General features: G+C 68.3%; 16 protein-coding genes and 1 pseudogene. 7 read left to right on the top strand and 10 right to left on the bottom strand.

The genetic code is table 11. The annotated features are described in order from the left end of the window. Positions 1–457 precede the first annotated feature (457 nt). Positions 458–1,885 (bottom strand): MFS transporter, encoded by a 1,428-nt coding sequence (locus tag ACIRCZ_RS15365; RefSeq protein WP_402854547.1) that lies wholly within the window; start codon positions 1,883–1,885, stop codon positions 458–460. A 204-nt stretch (positions 1,886–2,089) separates the two neighbouring features. On the opposite strand from ACIRCZ_RS15365, the gene ACIRCZ_RS15360 reads away from it, so the two are divergent. Together ACIRCZ_RS15360 and ACIRCZ_RS15355 are read left to right on the top strand one after the other, a co-directional pair. After that, positions 2,090–2,470: a DUF488 domain-containing protein gene (locus ACIRCZ_RS15360; protein ID WP_402854545.1), complete on the top strand. Its 381-nt coding sequence runs from the start codon at positions 2,090–2,092 to the stop codon at positions 2,468–2,470. Beyond that, positions 2,467–3,042, top strand: a complete 576-nt coding sequence (locus ACIRCZ_RS15355; RefSeq protein ID WP_055891296.1) for a mismatch-specific DNA-glycosylase — start codon at positions 2,467–2,469, stop codon at positions 3,040–3,042. Before ACIRCZ_RS15360 ends, ACIRCZ_RS15355 begins: the two co-directional genes overlap by 4 nt. Before the next feature lie 29 nt (positions 3,043–3,071). On the opposite strand, the gene ACIRCZ_RS15350 is transcribed toward ACIRCZ_RS15355, so the two are convergent. Further along, complete coding sequence (locus ACIRCZ_RS15350; RefSeq protein ID WP_055891294.1) at positions 3,072–3,536, bottom strand: hypothetical protein; 465 nt, start codon at positions 3,534–3,536, stop codon at positions 3,072–3,074. A gap of 212 nt (positions 3,537–3,748) precedes the next feature. Between ACIRCZ_RS15350 and ACIRCZ_RS15345 the strand changes: the two genes are divergently transcribed. The 4 genes from ACIRCZ_RS15345 (at position 3,749) to ACIRCZ_RS15330 (ending at position 6,649) form a co-directional block, all read left to right on the top strand. Next, a complete protein-coding gene (locus ACIRCZ_RS15345; RefSeq protein WP_402854543.1) occupies positions 3,749–4,201 on the top strand; it encodes a MarR family winged helix-turn-helix transcriptional regulator in 453 nt (150 codons plus the stop codon). Between the two features lie 20 nt (positions 4,202–4,221). After that, positions 4,222–4,644 (top strand): organic hydroperoxide resistance protein, encoded by a 423-nt coding sequence (locus tag ACIRCZ_RS15340; protein ID WP_055891293.1) that lies wholly within the window; start codon positions 4,222–4,224, stop codon positions 4,642–4,644. 29 nt (positions 4,645–4,673) lie between these two features. Continuing rightward, positions 4,674–5,651 (top strand): zinc-binding dehydrogenase, encoded by a 978-nt coding sequence (locus tag ACIRCZ_RS15335; protein ID WP_402854575.1) that lies wholly within the window; start codon positions 4,674–4,676, stop codon positions 5,649–5,651. A gap of 80 nt (positions 5,652–5,731) precedes the next feature. Continuing rightward, positions 5,732–6,649: a LysM domain-containing protein gene (locus ACIRCZ_RS15330; RefSeq protein ID WP_402854540.1), complete on the top strand. Its 918-nt coding sequence runs from the start codon at positions 5,732–5,734 to the stop codon at positions 6,647–6,649. 73 nt (positions 6,650–6,722) lie between these two features. Here ACIRCZ_RS15330 and ACIRCZ_RS15325 read toward each other — a convergent pair whose 3' ends face one another. Together ACIRCZ_RS15325 and ACIRCZ_RS15320 are read right to left on the bottom strand one after the other, a co-directional pair. Beyond that, the gene (locus tag ACIRCZ_RS15325; RefSeq protein ID WP_402854538.1) at positions 6,723–8,447 is read right to left on the bottom strand and encodes an ABC1 kinase family protein; all 1,725 of its coding nucleotides are present in this window, start codon (positions 8,445–8,447) and stop codon (positions 6,723–6,725) included. A 5-nt stretch (positions 8,448–8,452) separates the two neighbouring features. Next, entirely contained in the window at positions 8,453–9,013 is a 561-nt protein-coding gene (locus ACIRCZ_RS15320; protein ID WP_402854536.1) for a PadR family transcriptional regulator, read from the bottom strand. Positions 9,014–9,210: 197 nt separating this feature from the next. On the opposite strand from ACIRCZ_RS15320, the pseudogene ACIRCZ_RS15315 reads away from it, so the two are divergent. Then, positions 9,211–9,387, top strand: a pseudogene (locus ACIRCZ_RS15315) (YegP family protein); the annotation flags it as partial. Positions 9,388–9,399: 12 nt separating this feature from the next. Here the strand turns inward: ACIRCZ_RS15315 and ACIRCZ_RS15310 are convergent. From ACIRCZ_RS15310 to ACIRCZ_RS15285, 6 genes are all read right to left on the bottom strand, one after another. Beyond that, positions 9,400–10,671 (bottom strand): MFS transporter, encoded by a 1,272-nt coding sequence (locus ACIRCZ_RS15310; RefSeq protein ID WP_402854534.1) that lies wholly within the window; start codon positions 10,669–10,671, stop codon positions 9,400–9,402. Next, positions 10,668–11,636, bottom strand: a complete 969-nt coding sequence (locus tag ACIRCZ_RS15305; RefSeq protein ID WP_055891274.1) for a sugar phosphate isomerase/epimerase — start codon at positions 11,634–11,636, stop codon at positions 10,668–10,670. Before ACIRCZ_RS15305 ends, ACIRCZ_RS15310 begins: the two co-directional genes overlap by 4 nt. A gap of 34 nt (positions 11,637–11,670) precedes the next feature. Then, entirely contained in the window at positions 11,671–12,501 is an 831-nt protein-coding gene (locus ACIRCZ_RS15300) for a carbohydrate ABC transporter permease (protein ID WP_235500358.1), read from the bottom strand. Continuing rightward, positions 12,498–13,448: a carbohydrate ABC transporter permease gene (locus tag ACIRCZ_RS15295; RefSeq protein ID WP_055891271.1), complete on the bottom strand. Its 951-nt coding sequence runs from the start codon at positions 13,446–13,448 to the stop codon at positions 12,498–12,500. The genes ACIRCZ_RS15300 and ACIRCZ_RS15295 overlap by 4 nt, the downstream gene beginning before the upstream one ends. Before the next feature lie 5 nt (positions 13,449–13,453). Continuing rightward, positions 13,454–14,761, bottom strand: a complete 1,308-nt coding sequence (locus ACIRCZ_RS15290; RefSeq protein ID WP_402854531.1) for an extracellular solute-binding protein — start codon at positions 14,759–14,761, stop codon at positions 13,454–13,456. 62 nt (positions 14,762–14,823) lie between these two features. Next, complete coding sequence (locus tag ACIRCZ_RS15285) at positions 14,824–16,320, bottom strand: GMC oxidoreductase (RefSeq protein ID WP_402854529.1); 1,497 nt, start codon at positions 16,318–16,320, stop codon at positions 14,824–14,826. Between the last annotated feature and the right edge of the window lie 62 nt (positions 16,321–16,382).

Below are 16,382 nucleotides of genomic sequence, written 5' to 3'. Positions count from 1 at the left end.
TTGGCATTTGACATTGTGCACGCTGTTGAGTTCTCAAGGATCGGACGCTCCCACCATCCCGCATCACACGGTCAAAATGGGGCAACCTGTCAACCCTACCACCCGAAGCTTCCTTGTCAAATCAGCCGATCGCAACCTGGTCGCCTGAGAAAGGCAGCCGATCACACGACCGAGCACGACAATCAGCTCAGCAAGTGGAGGATAACCACCCTCGGATAATCGAGAAGAAAACCGGGGATGTGGTCCCGCTTGAGGCCGGGGAGCAGTTCCGCTCTCCCGCACCTTTGGGGTGACAAGTAAGTACTTTACGCACTACCGCGAATGCTCGCAAATCAAGGTTGCATCCCGGGCGCGTCGCGAACCTGGCACTCGATCCGCGTACGGAAAACGGCCTGATCCGGCGGCTTTCACGCCGGATCAGGCCGCTGGGCGCCATGCGCCAGTGCGACGACCCGCGTCAGTGCAGCGACGCCGTCGCTTCGCGCGTGCCGCGAGCGTGCCTGGTCTTGCCGCCGATCAGGGTGGCGGCGATGATGGCCGCCACGACCATCCCGATCGCGGCGCCGATGAACACGGCCGAGTATCCAGAGGTGAGGGCCGGCAGCGACCGCCCGTCGTCGCCGACAGCGGCGACGTAGACAGCCGTGAACACCGAGAGGCCGATGGACCCGCCGATCTGCATCGCCGAGTTCGCCGTGGCGGACGCGGCGCCTGCGTCGTGCGGCTCGACCCTGGAGAGCGCGACGTTCTGCAGGGGGACGAAGACGAACGCCATCCCGACGCCCATCACCAGCAACGCGGGAAGCACCTGCACGACGTATGCGCCGTCGAAGGTGATCCTGCTGAGCAGGAGCAGCCCGGCCGCCACGATGATCGGGCCACCCGTCATCAGTGGGCGAGGACCGATCGCCGGGAGCAGCTTGGTGGCGATCGGCGCCGTCACCATGATCGCCAGCGGAAGCGGCAGGCTCGCGAGGCCCGCTTCCAGCGGTGCCATCCCCAGCACGATCTGCAGATGGAAGGTCAGATAGAGCGTCGCGCCGATCATCACGCTGCCCGCGACGGCCTGGATGAGGAACGCTCCGCCCCTCGCTCGATCGAGAACGACGCGCAGCGGCAGGAGGGGATGGCCGGATCTGGCCTCGATCCAGACGAAGAGCGCGAGCAGGACGACGCCGGCGACGATGAACAGGATGGTGTCCGCGCGCGCCCAGCCGTTCTCGGCCAGGCTGAAACCGTAGACGAGGGAGCCGAGCCCCAGCGTGACGGTGATCGCGCCCAACACGTCGTAAGTGTTGCGTCCCTCCGCCTTGCTCTCGGTGAGGAACAGCACTCCCCCGACCACTCCCGCCACGACGAAGAACAGGTTGACCAGGAGACACCAGCGCCAGTCGGCGAACTCGGTCAGCACGCCGCCGAGCACCATGCCGACGGCAGCACCTGCTCCCGCGATCGTTCCGAACACGGCGAAGGCGGTGTTGCGTTCCTTCCCGCTCGGGAAGGTCACCGTGAGCAGGGCGAGAGCCGCCGGCGCAAGAAGAGCGGCGAACACCCCCTGCAGTCCACGGGCGATGATCAGTTCCGTGCCGTTCTGCGCGAGCCCTCCGTAGAGGGAAGCCGCGCCGAAGCCGATCATGCCGACGAAGAAGGCGCGTCGCCTCCCCCCGTAGTCCGCCACTCGCCCGCCGAGGAGCAGGAGCGCACCGAACGCGAGGGCGTACGCGGTGACGACCCACTGACGCTGCAGATCGCTGAGGCCGAGTTCCCGTTGAGCCTGGGGAAGAGCGATGTTGACGATGGTGCCGTCGAGGACCACGACGAGTTGGGTCAGCGACAGGACGACGAGAGCTAGCCAGCGATTGCGGGCGCGCACGGGTGCAGACATGGAGAAACCTCCGGGGATCGTATAAGGGATGCCGGAGGTTTCAAGCCTCGGACCGGCCCCCGAGCACGGGAACCGACCGCCCTGATCAATGAATCAGGCACCGACGATTCTAGCCGATGCCCAGGGGAACCAGAGGGTGCGCGAGCGCCGGATGCGAGGATGCTGTTCACAGGGAACGGCGACGCTACGAGGGAGGAACGGCCGATGGCAACGACACCGGATGTCCGGGTGCGCCGCGTCTACGAGCAGCCGGACGCAGCGGACGGCACCCGGGTGCTGGTCGATCGGATCTGGCCGCGCGGGGTGAGCAAAGAACGCGCGCACCTCGACGAGTGGTGCAAGGAGATCGCGCCGTCGACCGAGCTGCGAACCTGGTATGCGCACATCCCGGATCGCTTCGGCGCGTTCGAGACGCAGTACACGGCCGAGCTCGCCGAACCGGAGCGGGCAGCGGCGCTCGACCGACTGCGGTCGATCGCGGAGTCCGGCACGCTCACCCTGCTCACCGCGACGAGGGACCCGGAGATCAGCGAGGCAGCGGTCCTCGCGCGGTTGATCCGCGAGCGACGGGAGGTCGCACCGTGAGCTTCACCAGGGCCGAGCTGCTGTCGTACACGGGCGCATCCCTGCCCGATGTGCTCAGCGACGGGGTGGAGCTCCTCTTCTGCGGCATCAATCCCGGCCTGCGCAGCGCCGCCATCGGGGCGAGCTTCGCCAATCGAGGCAACCGGTTCTGGCCTGCGCTGCACCTGGCGGGGATCACCGACCGCATCATCGACTCGTCGGCCGGATTCGATCCGCGTGACCTGGCCGACCTGGCACACCGCCGGGTGGGACTGACGACGCTGGTGAACTACGCGACGGCGAAGGCATCGGAGCTGACCGACGCGCAGCTCATCGCGGGGCGCTCCGCACTGGAGCGGACCGCGGAGACCCACCGGCCGCGCGTGATCGCGCTGCTCGGAGTGACCGCGTACCGCACCGCTTTCGAGGAACCGCGCGCAGTGCCTGGGCGACAGCAGCAGTCGCTCGGCGCATCCACTGTCTGGGTGGTGCCGAGTCCGAGCGGCCTCAACGCGCACTACTCGCTCGCCCAGCTGGCCGCCGCATACCGTGAGGCTGCGGTGGCCGCCGGGATCGAGGTGGACGAGCGTTAGGTTCGCTCGCCGACAGGGGTCGACGCTGCTCAGCGAGTGGCGCGCGCGACCTGGTGACCGTCGATGAAGGAGCCGAGGCTCTCCTCGATGTGGAACTGGGTGTGCGAGAGTCGCGCGTCCCTGAGCTGCACCAGCTGCTGGGCGGCGCGACGGCGGGCGTTCAGCTTGGTGAGCGACACGGCGAGCTGGATGAGCACCACCGCGCCGACGACGACTCCCGCCCACGCGACGATGAAGCCGCTGGTGCCGAGGAGGCTGGAATTCAGCACGCCCCAGACCATGACGGCGTCGCCGACGATGAGGAAGGCGGCGATGGCCAGCGGCGCCCAGACGAGGGTCGCCGGGCTCGCGGCGAGCAGCGCCCGTGCTTCAGCGAGCTCGCGCTCCTGCTGGCGTCGGCGGTCCTTCGCCCACTGCAGATCGCGCTCGTGACGGCGGAGCTGTCGTCGCGCCTCGTCGTGGGCATGGTTGTAGGAAATGGTGTTCGGGTTCACAGCGTGTCCTTCGGGTTGACGTGACTGCGTTTCGGTCAGAGCCTAGCCAGAATGGACCGTCTGTGGGTCAAATGGAGGACACGTCTTTGTACCCCAGTTCGGGCGACACGCCCGGAGGCGAGGAAGCTCGGGTGGGTCCCACGCGCGATCCGGACACCACGCCGGAGTCCCGATAGGTTGTGCACAATTCGATTGCGTGCAACTATGGTGACATGCCCGTGACCGATGAGATGGTGTGCTTCTCGCTGTACGCAGCCACCCGCGCGACGACCCAGGCCTACCGCACCCTGCTCGAGCCGTGGGGCATCACATACCCGCAGTACCTCGTGCTCGTGACGCTGTGGATCGAGGGCGACCAGACGGTCTCCTCCCTCGGCGACCACCTGCAGCTCGACTCAGGGACCCTGTCCCCGCTGCTGCGCCGGATGGAACAGGCCGGGCTCGTTTCACGCGAGCGGCGTCAGCCGGACGAACGCGTGGTCACCATCACCATCGGCGACCGCGGCCGCGAGCTGAGAACCGAGCTCGCCCACATCCCGGCCAGGATCGCCGCCGGCATGGGCCTGCCGGACGAACAGGCTGCCGCCGCCCTCATCGGAACACTCCACCATCTCACCGAGACGATGCACGCCGTGAGCGCGCAGCGGCCGGTCGAGCAGCACTGACAAGCACGAGAAAGGCAAGAATGAACGTCCTCTACACCGCAGAAGCACTCTCGACAGGAGCAGGACGAGACGGGCGGGTCGCCACCAGCGACGGCTCGTTCGCCCTCGACCTCGCCGTCCCCAAAGACATGGGCGGCTCCGGAGCGGGCACGAATCCCGAGCAGCTGTTCGCCGCCGGATACGCCGCCTGCTTCCACTCCGCGCTGCAGGCTGTCGCCCGCAGCCAGAAGGTGAAGCTGGAGGATTCCTCGGTCGGTGGCCGCGTCCAGATCGGCCCGAATGGCGAAGGCGGATACCAGCTCGCCGTTCTCCTCGAGGTCGTCCTTCCCGGCATCGAGCCAGAGCAGGCGCAGGCCCTCGCGGATGCGGCACACCAGGTGTGCCCGTACTCGAACGCGACCCGCGGCAACATCGATGTCACCATCACCGTCTCGGAGGACTGACCATGACCGCTGACAAGGGCGCAGGAACGATGCGCGCACTCATCCACCCCGCCTTCGGCGACCCCGCCGCCGTGCTCGCGGTCGAGGAGCGTCCCCTCCCGGATCCAGGCGCAGGCCAGGTGCGGGTGCGGACGCTGCTCTCCCCCATCCACAACCACGACCTGTGGACCGTGCGCGGCACCTACGGTTTCAAACCATCGCTGCCTGCACCGGCGGGCACCGAAGCGCTCGGAGTGGTGGATGCGCTCGGCGACGGCGTCGACACGCTGGCAATCGGCCAGCGTGTCGTCACCGGCGGCACCTTCGGCGTGTGGGCGGAGTACTTCGTCGCGAACGCGGCCGGGCTCATCCCCGTGCCGGACGCTCTGCCGGACGAAGCAGCCGCTCAGCTCGTGTCCATGCCGTTCAGCGCTCTGAGCCTGCTGCATTCCCTGGACCTGAACGAGGGCGACTGGCTGATCCAGAACGCGGCCAACGGCGCCGTCGGGCGGATGGTCGCGCAACTCGGCGCCGCTCGCGGGATCAACGTGGTCGGACTGGTGCGCCGCGCTGCCGGCGTGGACGAGTTGCGCGCGCAAGGGATCGAACGGGTCATCGCGACGGACGGCGACGGCTGGCGCGACGAACTCGCCGCCATCACCGGCGGCGCGCCCATCACGGTCGGCATCGACTCGGTCGGCGGCTCCTCCGCGGGAGACGTCCTGTCGACGCTGGCGGTGAACGGAACACTTGTGGTGTTCGGCGCGATGGCGTCGCCCACGCTCGAGCTCGCCTCCGGAGACGTGATCTTCAAGCAGGCGACAGTGAAGGGCTTCTGGGGCAGCGTCGTCAGCAAGGAGATGGCCGCCGACGTCCGCGCAGCCCTCTTCGGCGAGCTGATCGCGCGCGTGAGCGACGGCACCCTGACGCTCCCGGTCGCCGGCACGTTCGGTCTCGACGAGATCGGAGCGGCCGTCGCGGCGAGCGACTCGCCAGGACGTGTCGGGAAGGTGCTGCTGCGCCCATGAGATCCCAGCGGGCGGTCGCGACCCTCTGTCGCTTCCGCCCGCCTCCCGGCTAGGCTCGACGGAGCCACACGGGGAGAAGCATGTTTCGCAGGGGGAAGACGGGCCGCGCCGACGCGGCCGGAACATCGAGGTTCGCGCGCCGGGTGCTGGCCGTTTCCGGCGCAGCGCTCGTCGTGCCTGCGCTCCTCACCGGATGCGCGCTGTTCGGCGGCAGTCCGGCAGCGATGCCGTCGCACACGAAGCACGCGACGCCGAAGGCAACCAGGACGCCGACATCGACCACCGCCACCGGCGCGATCGGCACGGCCACGCCGTCCGCGGCGCCCGTCCCACCCGCGACGCTGACCCCGGTTCCGCAGGGCACGGTCGTCGCAGAGGGCGACGTGGCCTCGCCCAAGGGGAGCATCCACTTCCATTACCGGATGGTCTCCAACGGCAACAACACGTATACGGCCGAGTACTCGGGCTTCACCTCGACGGTGCCTGTGCCGGTGTCGGTGACCCTGCTCGAGATCCCGCCGAGCGTCGGCGACGGTCTCACCTTCCACGGTGTGGGCGACCACCCGCTCGGCGGCCCGACGAACGCCGCCACCGCATCGACCGCGTTGCTCGGCGACGTCGGGCAGCCCTCCTACCTCGGCACCCTCGTGACGTACTCCTCTGCGCCCTCCGCCGACGGCGTACCCGTGGAGCTCGGGCCGGACAAGGTGCTTGCGGTCGAGAGCATCCACTGGTCGGTGCCGGTGCGGCCGTCGAACGTGCACCCCGTCGACGGCGGTGCACGGCCAGGCGCGAACGGTTCGGTCACGGCGACGACGGCGAGCGGGGCACCGAAACGCTACGCGATCGCGCAGGGCGACAACCCGACGGATGTGGCGGCGCGGTTCGGGATTCCGACGGAGTACCTTCTGTGGCTGAACCCCGACCTCCCTGGGGATGGCGGCAATCAGTTCCTGTACGCATCCACGTCGCTGAACCTGGACCCGGACAGCCTCTGAGCGCCGGGCGGCTCAGGGGCGGCGGCCTGCTCGGCGGCGGCTCTGCGGTGGGTTCAGCGGCGGCGGCTCGCGCTCAGCGGCGGCGCCAGCCCGAGAACAGCGCGTGCAGCAGCGGCAGCACGGACACGGCCATCAGGACAGTGCCGAAGACCGCGTCGCCCGCGCGAAGCACAGCGCCCGCGATCAGCAGGGCGCCGAACAGGACGGCGGAGATGAGTCGTCGTGCTGTTCGGTCGAGCGCCGCCACCCGCTGCTCCAGGCGCGGGGAACGTACCTCGACCGTGCCGTCCTCGACGCGGTCGAGGAGCGCATCCACACGTTTCGGCAGGCGTAGCGCGATCCCGGCGATCTCGACTGCCTGCTTCGCGATGTCCTGAACGACATTGCCGCGCTCGTCCCTGAGCAGCTGCGCCGCGTACGGCTCGACGGAGTCCCAGAGATTGAACTGCGGGTCGAGCGCGCTGCACACCCCGGAGGTCAGGGACATCGCCCGGATGATGAGCAGGAAGTTCTCGGGGAGCTGGAACGGCAGCGAGCGAACCACGTCGCCGAACTGCGCGGCGAAGTCGCGGAACTCGCGCGGGTCCACCTCCCTCAGCTCGGCGAACCCCATGCCGCCGAACCGGGCGAACAGGTGCGTCATCGCCTTCTCGAGTTCGGTGGTCTCGGCGGTTGGGAGGAGCACCCCGACGTCGCGCATCGCATCCACCAGGCCGCGCCCGTCGCGGGAGGCCGCCGCGATCAAGAGTTTGCGGAGGCCGCTGCGGGTGGTGGCAGGGACCTCGCCCATCATGCCGAAGTCGATGAAGGTGAGCTTCCACGGATGTTCGGCGGCGATTGCGCCGGATGCGCTTGGTGCGACGGGCGTGACGAAGATGTTGCCGGGATGCGGGTCGGCGTGGAAGAAGCCGTTCGTGAACAGCTGGTCGAACATGACCGAGGCGAAGACCGGCGCGACCTGCGCAGGGTCGATCCCTGCCGCCTCCAGGGAATCGGTGTCCGTGATCTTGATCGCGGTGACGTCTTCGAGCGTGAGGACGCGCCTGGTCGTGCGCTCCCAGACCACCTCCGGCACGGCCACCCTGGCATCACCGGCGAACTGCTCGGCGAACCGTTCGGCGTTCTCCGCCTCGTGCAGGTAGTCGATCTCCTCCAGGCTGGTGTGCGCGAACTCCTCGACCAGCGCGGGCATGTCGACTCTGTCCGACACCAGCCGCACCCTGCTCAGCCAGCCGCCGACCCTGCGCAGCGCAGCCAGGTCGACATCGACGATCGCTCCGATCCCCGGTCGCTGCACCTTGATGACGACGCCGTCGAGCCCGGTGTCGGCCGCGTCGGTCGGCGCGAGCCGCGCCCGGTGCGCCTGGCCGAGGGATGCGGCAGCCACCGGCGTCTCGTCGACCTGCGCGAACGCCCTGCCGAGCGGGATGCCCAACTCGGCCTCCGCGAGAGCGCGGATCGCGGCGAACGGCACCGGAGGGACCTCGTCCTGCAGCCCTTCCAGCTCGGTGGTGATCTCCGGGGGGAGCACATCGAGCCTGGACGACATGAACTGGCCGACCTTGATCATCAGGCCGCCGAGCTCCACCGCAAGCCCGTGGAAACGCTGGGCGAAGCGCCGCATCCGCTTCGACCTGGTGCGCTCGGCGACGCTCTGCAGGCCGATGCGCGGAAGCAACAGCTCATACCACCAGGTGACGGCCAGATTCCAGCCTGCGAACCGCAGGATGCGGCGATAGCGGGCGCGCGTCGACCCCGCGCCCTGCGTGCCTGCGCGATCGGGACGAACCGACGACACCCGCGTCAGTCCTGCGCGAGGATCGCGTACAGCTTGCGACGTGCATCGTCGAGCACGGTCGCCGCCTGGTCGACCTGCTCAGGCGTGCCTGTCCTGCGCACCTGCGCCGCCGCCTGGGCGAGCTCGAACGCGGCCTTCGGCAGGGCGCCGACGCCCGGGCCGTCGCTGCCTGCGCCCGTGGACTCCCACGGGGCGGGGCCGGCAGCCTCCGCCTCTGCGCGGCCACTGTCGGTGAGCGCGTACGTCTTGCGTCCGTTGGACTCCTCGGAGACGATGAGCCCTTCGTCGGCAAGGAGCTGCAACGTCGGATACACCGACCCTGCGCTCGGCTTCCAGGAGCCGCCGCTGCGCTCCTCGATCTCGCGGATGATCTGGTAGCCGTGCATGGGCTTCTCGGCGAGCAGCGCGAGGACGGCGGCGCGGACGTCGCCGCGACCCATCCGTGTGTTCACGCGCTTCTCGAAGGTGGAGCGGAGCTGCTCGAACGCCTGCCACATGTTCTCTGCGGTGGCGCCGCCGACTCCTGCACCGAACGGGCCGGATGTTCCGGGGAATGACGTGTTCATGATGACCTCCGTGAGGATCGCAACGATAGTTAACGATATATCGTTACGCCCCGCGGCGGTAGAGCAGATGGGCGTCGATCACCCGGGCAGCGATGCTCTCCCAGCGAGAGGAACGCACCTCTCGACGCGGATCGCCCTCGCCGATAGTGTGTGCTCGTCTGGCAGCAACCAGGCTGCAGCGACGAAGGAGACGAACGATGGCCGGGAAGTTCGAGATCTACCAGTCCAGCAACGGCGAATACCGCTTCCGGTTGAAGGCGGGCAACGGCGAGATCATCGCCACGTCGGAAGGCTACACATCCAAGGCGTCGGCGAAGAACGGCATCGAGTCCGTTCAGAACAACGCGCCAGGCGCCACCGTGGACGACCTGACGGAGTAGCCGGCTCTAGGCGGCTGCCGGTCGCGAGCGGAACAGGGCGAAGTTCCCGAGAGAGAGCAGCAGCAGGAGGACCGCCGACGCGGCCGCCACGCTTGATGCTCCTGACGGGATGTTCGCCTGCACGAGCGCGCCTGCAATGGCGGAACCGAGCGACTGCCCGAGGATGAGACCGGCGCCGAGCAGCGTCATCACCGTGGTGCGGTCCGCGGCGCTCGACCGGGCTGCGGCGGCGCTGAACGTCGTCACGAGCGCCGGGCCGATTCCCGCGCCGGCGGCCGCCAGGACGATCGCCATCGCTGGAAGCGATGAGACGAACGCGATGGCGAGGGCGGCGCAGGCGGTGATCGTGGCGAACACGATCGACCGCGCCTCCAGCGAGAACCGGTCAGGCAGGAACGTGACCAGCAGGGCGAACACCGCAGAGCCGACGCCGGTGCCCGCATAGACCAGCCCCGCCAGCTGCGGGACTCCGCTGGCGCCGGCGAAGCGCGTGACATCGATAAGCGTAGAGCCGAAGAACCCACCGATGGCCAGGAGCGACAGTGCGAGCACCAGGATGCGTGGATGCGCCCACGCCCACCTAGCGCCCTTCGCCGCTGCGTGCCCTTCGCCAGGCCGGCGCGCCGCTCCGCGCACGAATCGCGCGGTCGGGTGGCAGGCGAACGCCACCCCGGCCACCGCGGTCAGGGCGGCTGCGGCGATGATCGGCACCGCGGTTCCGAACGCCAGGCTCACCACCCCGACGGCCGCAGGGCCGATGACGAAGGTGATCTCGTCGATGAAGGACTCGACGCCCAGCATCGTCCTCGTCGCGGGGGTGACCTGGCTGTGCGGCAGCGTCTGCTCCGCCATCGCGGCCAATCTGCTGCGCGACATCGGCGATACCTGGGGCGATGCAAGCCCGATCACCGCGGCGGTCGCGAGCACAGCAGCTTCCTGGGCGCCGACGGTCACCAGCCAGATCAGACAGAGCAGGGCGAGCACGTAGACCGCGATGTACGGCAGGAGCACCCTGCGCTGTCCCCACCGGTCGACGGCGCGGCCGAGGAGCGGTCCACCGACGGCGGCTCCGACGCCGATCAGCGCTGAGCACCAGCCGGAGAGCTCGTACGAGCCCGTGCTGATGACGAGGAAGCCGACGACACCGACCACCGCCATCGCGAATGGCAGCCGCCCGACGACGGCGACCGCGTAGTACGTCCATCCTGCCTCGCGGGCGAGACGGCCGAACGGGCGGTTCCACGTCGTCGGGCGGCCGCCGGCATCCGCTTCACTCATGCCGTGGCGTGCTCCTGAACGTGCTCGGTGAGCCAGCGGCTGGTGACCAGCGCGCTCTCCCAGGGGTCCATCGACGCCTTGTCGACCTCGATGATGATCCAGCCGCCGAAGCCGTCCGGCAGGGCGCGGAGCACACCGTCGAGGTCGATGTCGCCGAGCCCCGGCTCGAGGAAGAGCCCACGATCGGAGGTCGCCCGGTACGAGGCGGGCTCCCGCCTGCTCGACGCGGCGACCGACAGGTCCAGGTCTTTGAAGTGGAGGTCGACCAGACGATCGGCGTACGCCGCGAGCATCTCCTTCGCGTCGATCCCCGCCCACTCCAGGTGCCCGATGTCGAAGGATGCGCCGAGGACGGACGCGTCGATCTGCCCGAGGACATAGTCGATCTCCTCCCTGGTCTCCACCCAGGTGCCCACGTGGTTGTGCAGTCCGGGACGGATGCCCTCTTCCCGCAGCACCTCTGCCGCGTCGTTCAGGTACTCCGTCACCCGCTCGAGTCTGCTCTGGTCGAAGTCGGCACCGACCGCCGCGGCGCGCAGGGTGCGGGTGCTGCTGTCGAGCCAGTGCACCTCCGGCGCCAGGAAGATCGTCTTCAGGCCGAAGTAGTTGGACTCCTCGGCCTTGCGGCGCACGCTGTCGAACCAGCGGACCCACTCGGCGCTGCCGCGCTCGAGGGTCACACCGTGCTCCTCCGGCAGCGCGATCTGGCAGTAGCCTGGCGCGAGCTTCAGCCCGGAGTCCGCGATCATCGACGCGTAGTTCTGAAGGGTCTGGGTGTCCAGGACCTCCATCATCACTGCGTCGAAGCCCGCATCCTTGACCTGCTTGAGCACGTTCGGATAGTCGGCCAGGAAGCTGGGCTCGCGGTAGAGCCACAGGTCTTCGCTGGTGGGGTCGGACGGATCGGCCTTCACGTTGATCCACTGGATGGCGTTGAGAGCGATCTGGTCGCGGCTGATGGTCATGGGATTCCTTTCTAGAGGTCCACTGGTTGTCGAACTACTTGAGGCCCGCTGTCGCGACGCCCTGGATGAAGTAGCGCTGGAGGAAGACGAACAGGATGAGCACCGGAAGCAGCACAACGACCGCTCCGGCGAGCAGGATGCCGAACGCTGTGGTGTTCGACGCCTGCGAGGCGACGGCGAGGCCGACGGGAAGCGTGTACGTGCCCTGCGACTGGGCGACGATGAGCGGCCAGAGGAAGTAGTTCCACGAGTTGAGGAACGTGAGGATGCTCACCGTGGCGATCGCGGGACCGACCAGAGGGAGGAAGACGCGGAAGAAGATGCGGAACTCCCCCGCCCCATCCACTCTGGCCGCCTCCAGCAGCTCGTCCGGCACGGACATCGCGAACTGCCGCATGATGAAGATGGACAGCGGCATCACCAGGATCGGGACGACGATGCCGGTCAGCGTGTTCACCAGCCCGAACTGCACGATCACCAGGAACTGCGGCACGAAGACGGCCACGTACGGGATGGTCATGGAGCCCACGACGGCGAGGAACACCCAGCGGCGACCACTGAAGTCGATCTTGGCGAGCGCATACCCGGCCATCGAGCTGAAGAACACGTTGCCGAGCACGGCGACGATGGACACGATGGCGCTGTTGGCGAAGTAGAGCCCGAACGACTTCTCCGTGAACAGGACGAGGTAGTTCGAAAAGTTCGCGAAGGTCTCGGGGAGCCAGGCGCCCGGGTCGGAGATGAACTCGTTCTGCGTCTTGAAGGACCCGAAGAGCACCCACGCGAACGGCAGGAGCATCAGGAGCACGACGCCGACGAGCAGGAGGTACATGCCCGCGCTGCGGGCGATGGATGGCTGTCTCACTGTTTCGGCCTCAGCAATCTGAACTGGACGACGGCGACGACCGCCACGAGGATGAGCAGGATGAACGACCCGGCCATCGAAGCGGCCACGTTCCCGAACCCGAACTGCTCGTACACCCAGAGCGCGATCGACTCCGTCGAGCCGAGCGGACCGCCCTTGGTGAGCAGGTACGGCTCGTCGAAGATGTTGAGGAACGAGACGGTCATGAGCACGCTGACCAGCAGCGTCGTCGGTCGAAGGAGCGGCAGGGTCATGTTCGTGAGCCGCCTCCAGTGCCCGGCGCCGTCGATGGATGCGGCTTCGTACACCTCTTCCGGCACGGCCTGCAGCCCAGCGAGGAACAGGACCATGCAAGTTCCGATGTTGCGCCAGACGCCCAGGATGATGACCGTCGGCGGCGCCCAGGACGGGTCGCCCAGCCAGTTCGGTCCGGTGATCCCGAGCGTGGCGAGCCCGGAGTTGACCGGACCGTTGATCGTGAACGCGTACTGCCAGATGACGGCCGCGGCCACGATGTTCGTGATGACCGGCAAGTAGATGGCCGCGCGGAAGAATGTGCGCAGCCGCGCGATCCCGGTGTTCAGGATGACCGCGAGCGCGAACCCGATGCCCATGCTGAGCGGCACGCACACGACGACGAAGAGCGCCGTGTTCGCCACACTGCGGAGGAAGGTCGCGTTCGTGAGCACATTGACGAAGTTGGAGAATCCGACGAAGTCGACGGAGAACGGGTTCCTGATGTCGGCGGCGGTGATGTCGGTGAAGCTCATCCCGAGCGCGCCGAGCACCGGGATCGCGGTGAGGACGACGAACAGGATGAGGAACGGCGCGACGAACAACCAGGCGACGCCGCGCTGTTTGGCGACGCCGGGGGCTGTCGCCCTGCGCCGGGCCACAGAGGGGCGACTCGAGGCCGCCCCTCTGGTCTTGCTGATGACGGAGGTCATGGCTGCTACTTGACTCCCGTGCCGATGGCCTCTGCCTGCTGCTGGGCGTCGTCGAGCGCCTGCTTGGCGGTCGCCGTGCCGCGGGCGACGCGCTCCATCTGCTGGCCGACGATCTTTCCCACCTGACCCCAGCCGGGGACGGTCGGGATGGAGACACCGTGCGCGATCGCATCCCTGACCGGCTTGAGCATGGCGTTGCCCGCGATGGACTCGTCGTCCCAGCCCTTCTCGACGGCCGGCAGATTCTTGAAGATCTTGTACCAGGCAACCTGCGTGTCCGGCTGCGCCATCCAGCGTGTCAGCTTCCACGCGGCGGTCGGGTTCTTCGCGTCCTTCAGGACGGCGAGGCTTCCTCCGCCGATGGATGCCGCACGGGAACCGTCCGGGCCGGCAGGCGGTTCGACCACCGCGAGGTGACTGTCGTTCCAGGTTGGCCCGTTGGCGTCTTCGAGCCAGCCCGGCAGCCAGGGTCCGTTGGTGATGCCCGCGATCTTCCCGGAGCTGAGGAACGGCACGGTGTCGAGGAAGGTCGGCGAGTCCGCGGAGGCGTAGCCGTCTGTGATCAGCGAGCCCCAGAACTCCAGTGCCTCGATGTTCTTCGGGTCGTTGATCGTCCACTTCTTCAGGTCGGAGCTGATCAGGCTGCCGCCGTTCTGCTTGGCGTACGCGGTGAGTTCCTGTGCGGAGTATCCGTCGTAGGAGATGGACAGGCCGAGCGGGTTGGCGACGCCGTCCGCCTTGAGCTTCTTGGCGAAGGTCACCAGTTCGTCCCAGTTCTGCGGCGCGCTGGCTCCTGCCTTCTCCGCCAGATCCTTGCGGTACATGAAGACGTTCGCGTACGTGTACCACGGCACGGCGTATGCGACCCCATCCACCTCGGCCGCCTTCTGCATCGCGGGGAAGAACGACGACGGGTCGACAAGGCCGTCCGGCACCGGTGCGAAGCCGTTGGTGGCCAGCAGGGTCGGCTGGTCCTGCGAGTACAGGTAGACGAGGTCGGGGACCGTTCCCGACGCGATGGCCGCGGTGAGCTTGGCGGAGAAGTCGCCCTCAGGGATCTGGGTGATGGACACCTTCACCTTCGGGTTGTCCCTCTCGAACGGCGCGAGCAGTTTGGGCAGGTCGGCGCCGTCGGCGCCGTCCGCCCAGATGTTGATCGTGCCCGTCGCCGGTTTGTCGTCGATCTGGAGCGTCGACGCTGCGGGGGCGGAGCCGGAGCCCCGCCCGCATCCGGTCAGCACCAGTGCTGCCGCGACGAGGGGGACGGCTGCGGTGATGAGCGAGCGATGGATCCTTCGTGGAGAACGGGTCATTGTTCTCACGTTCCTTTCTCGAATGGACTGCAGGGGGTTTTACTCGGGTGCGTGACTGATGCTCACGCCAGGACGCTTCTGGCGGTGCGAACCGACAGGGAAGCGCTGGTCAGGGTTGCGTTGCAGGTGAGCGCGGTGGGGATGACGCCGTTTCCGGCGACGAACAGGTTGTCGAAGCCCCACACGGCGCCGCGGAGGTCGCACACGCTCGTGCCGTCGTCGGCCGCGCCCATCCGCACGGTGCCGGTGTAGTGCAGCGAGGCTCCCGCCGGCAGGAGGACGGCGGCCTCCTGATCGAAGTCGCCGACGGCGTTCGCTGCTGCCCGCTGGATGCCACGGGCGAACTCGATGCGTTCCAGATCGCGATCGGAGTACGAGAAGCGCGCGGTGATGCGCGGCAGGCCGACAGCGTCCGTCGCGTGCTCGGAGAACTCGAGCCGGTTCTCCGGCCGGATCTCCGTGGAGACGTACCAGCCCATCCCGATGGTGTGGCCGGTCTCTGCGCTGTTCTGCTCCATGAGCTGGCCCTGCGTCGGCTGGTCGGCGCCGTTCGACGGACTCCAGTACGCGCCGATGAACGGCTCGTCCAGTGGATGCTCCGGGATGCGCATCCCCGTGGCCCCGATCCGCACGGGGTCGACCACGACGCCGCCGTCGATGGACGCGTGCTCGTTGAGCCGCACGCCGAGCGCGTCCGGCCGGATGCCGGAGGCCCAGAGCAGCTGCGGGGTGCGCAGCGCATCAGCAGCCACCACGACGGCTCCTGCCGCGATCTCGACCTCCTGGCCGCTCTGCACATCGCGGAGGACGACGCCGGTGGCCACCCCGTCGCGGTGCAGGATCGTCGTGCAGAGCGCGCCGGTCACCAGGCGGGCACGGTCGTCGTCGGAGAAGAGCTCGGGGAAGATGTCGCGCGGGCCCGTGCGACGCACCTTGCCCGTCGGCCCCGGCACGCCCGCGATCGGCATCGGCTGGGCCGACCGGTCGGCGGAGGCTGCCGGGAGGGCGGAACGCAGTGCATCCAGCACCGGATGCGCGAACGGGTTGGCGGCGAACACCGTCTGGTCGACGCGGAGCAGGCGCTGCGCCGTCCGCAGGTCGGCGTCCCAGTCGCCGTCGCCCGCCGGCGGGATCTCAGGGCCGAACGGCCGCGGGCAGGCCGCCGTCCAGTGCACGCCCATCCCGCCGATGTTCCAGGCCATCGCGGCGCCGGGGAACTCGCGCATGTCGTTGCCGAGGTATGCGGCGGGGACGATGCCCACCTCCTCCTTGGACCAGAGCGTCTCGGTGAGCTGCCGGTCGGCCGCGGAGCCCTGTACGTACTCGATCTGCTTGGCCAGGCGCATCAGGCGCTCGTAAGCCTGACGCGCTTCCTTGTCCGGCGACTCGATCAGGTGCTCGCCGGCGTTGGCGCTGATCTCGGGGCCCGTCTCGACGACGAGGATCGACACGTCCGTGCGGCGCCGGTACACCTCGTTCGCGACGATGGTTCCGTTGGGGCCGCTGCCGACGACGATCAGGTCGAAGCGGGCGGGCAGCGGGTGGGTGAGCGTGGTCATCTGTTCTGTGTCTTCCTCGGGGTCGGTCTCTGCTTTGCGGGGATCGGATGCGGGTCGGGGCC

Origin of the sequence: Leifsonia sp. NPDC102414 (assembly GCF_044765685.1) — a bacterium.
GTDB lineage: Bacteria > Actinomycetota > Actinomycetes > Actinomycetales > Microbacteriaceae > Leifsonia.
This window is presented reverse-complemented; position numbering and strand designations above follow the sequence as displayed.

What these genes read in the sequence shown, in the direction of transcription:
- ACIRCZ_RS15345 (WP_402854543.1), top strand. Translation starts at nt 3,749, where the DNA reads ATGCCCGTGACCGATGAGATGGTGTGCTTCTCGCTGTACGCAGCCACC.
- ACIRCZ_RS15320 (WP_402854536.1), bottom strand. Translation starts at nt 9,013, where the DNA reads ATGAACACGTCATTCCCCGGAACATCCGGCCCGTTCGGTGCAGGAGTC.
- ACIRCZ_RS15285 (WP_402854529.1), bottom strand. Translation starts at nt 16,320, where the DNA reads ATGACCACGCTCACCCACCCGCTGCCCGCCCGCTTCGACCTGATCGTC.
- ACIRCZ_RS15310 (WP_402854534.1), bottom strand. Translation starts at nt 10,671, where the DNA reads ATGAGTGAAGCGGATGCCGGCGGCCGCCCGACGACGTGGAACCGCCCG.
- ACIRCZ_RS15290 (WP_402854531.1), bottom strand. Translation starts at nt 14,761, where the DNA reads ATGACCCGTTCTCCACGAAGGATCCATCGCTCGCTCATCACCGCAGCC.
- ACIRCZ_RS15360 (WP_402854545.1), top strand. Translation starts at nt 2,090, where the DNA reads ATGGCAACGACACCGGATGTCCGGGTGCGCCGCGTCTACGAGCAGCCG.
- ACIRCZ_RS15335 (WP_402854575.1), top strand. Translation starts at nt 4,674, where the DNA reads ATGCGCGCACTCATCCACCCCGCCTTCGGCGACCCCGCCGCCGTGCTC.
- ACIRCZ_RS15305 (WP_055891274.1), bottom strand. Translation starts at nt 11,636, where the DNA reads ATGACCATCAGCCGCGACCAGATCGCTCTCAACGCCATCCAGTGGATC.
- ACIRCZ_RS15295 (WP_055891271.1), bottom strand. Translation starts at nt 13,448, where the DNA reads ATGACCTCCGTCATCAGCAAGACCAGAGGGGCGGCCTCGAGTCGCCCC.
- ACIRCZ_RS15330 (WP_402854540.1), top strand. Translation starts at nt 5,732, where the DNA reads ATGTTTCGCAGGGGGAAGACGGGCCGCGCCGACGCGGCCGGAACATCG.
- ACIRCZ_RS15365 (WP_402854547.1), bottom strand. Translation starts at nt 1,885, where the DNA reads ATGTCTGCACCCGTGCGCGCCCGCAATCGCTGGCTAGCTCTCGTCGTC.
- ACIRCZ_RS15340 (WP_055891293.1), top strand. Translation starts at nt 4,222, where the DNA reads ATGAACGTCCTCTACACCGCAGAAGCACTCTCGACAGGAGCAGGACGA.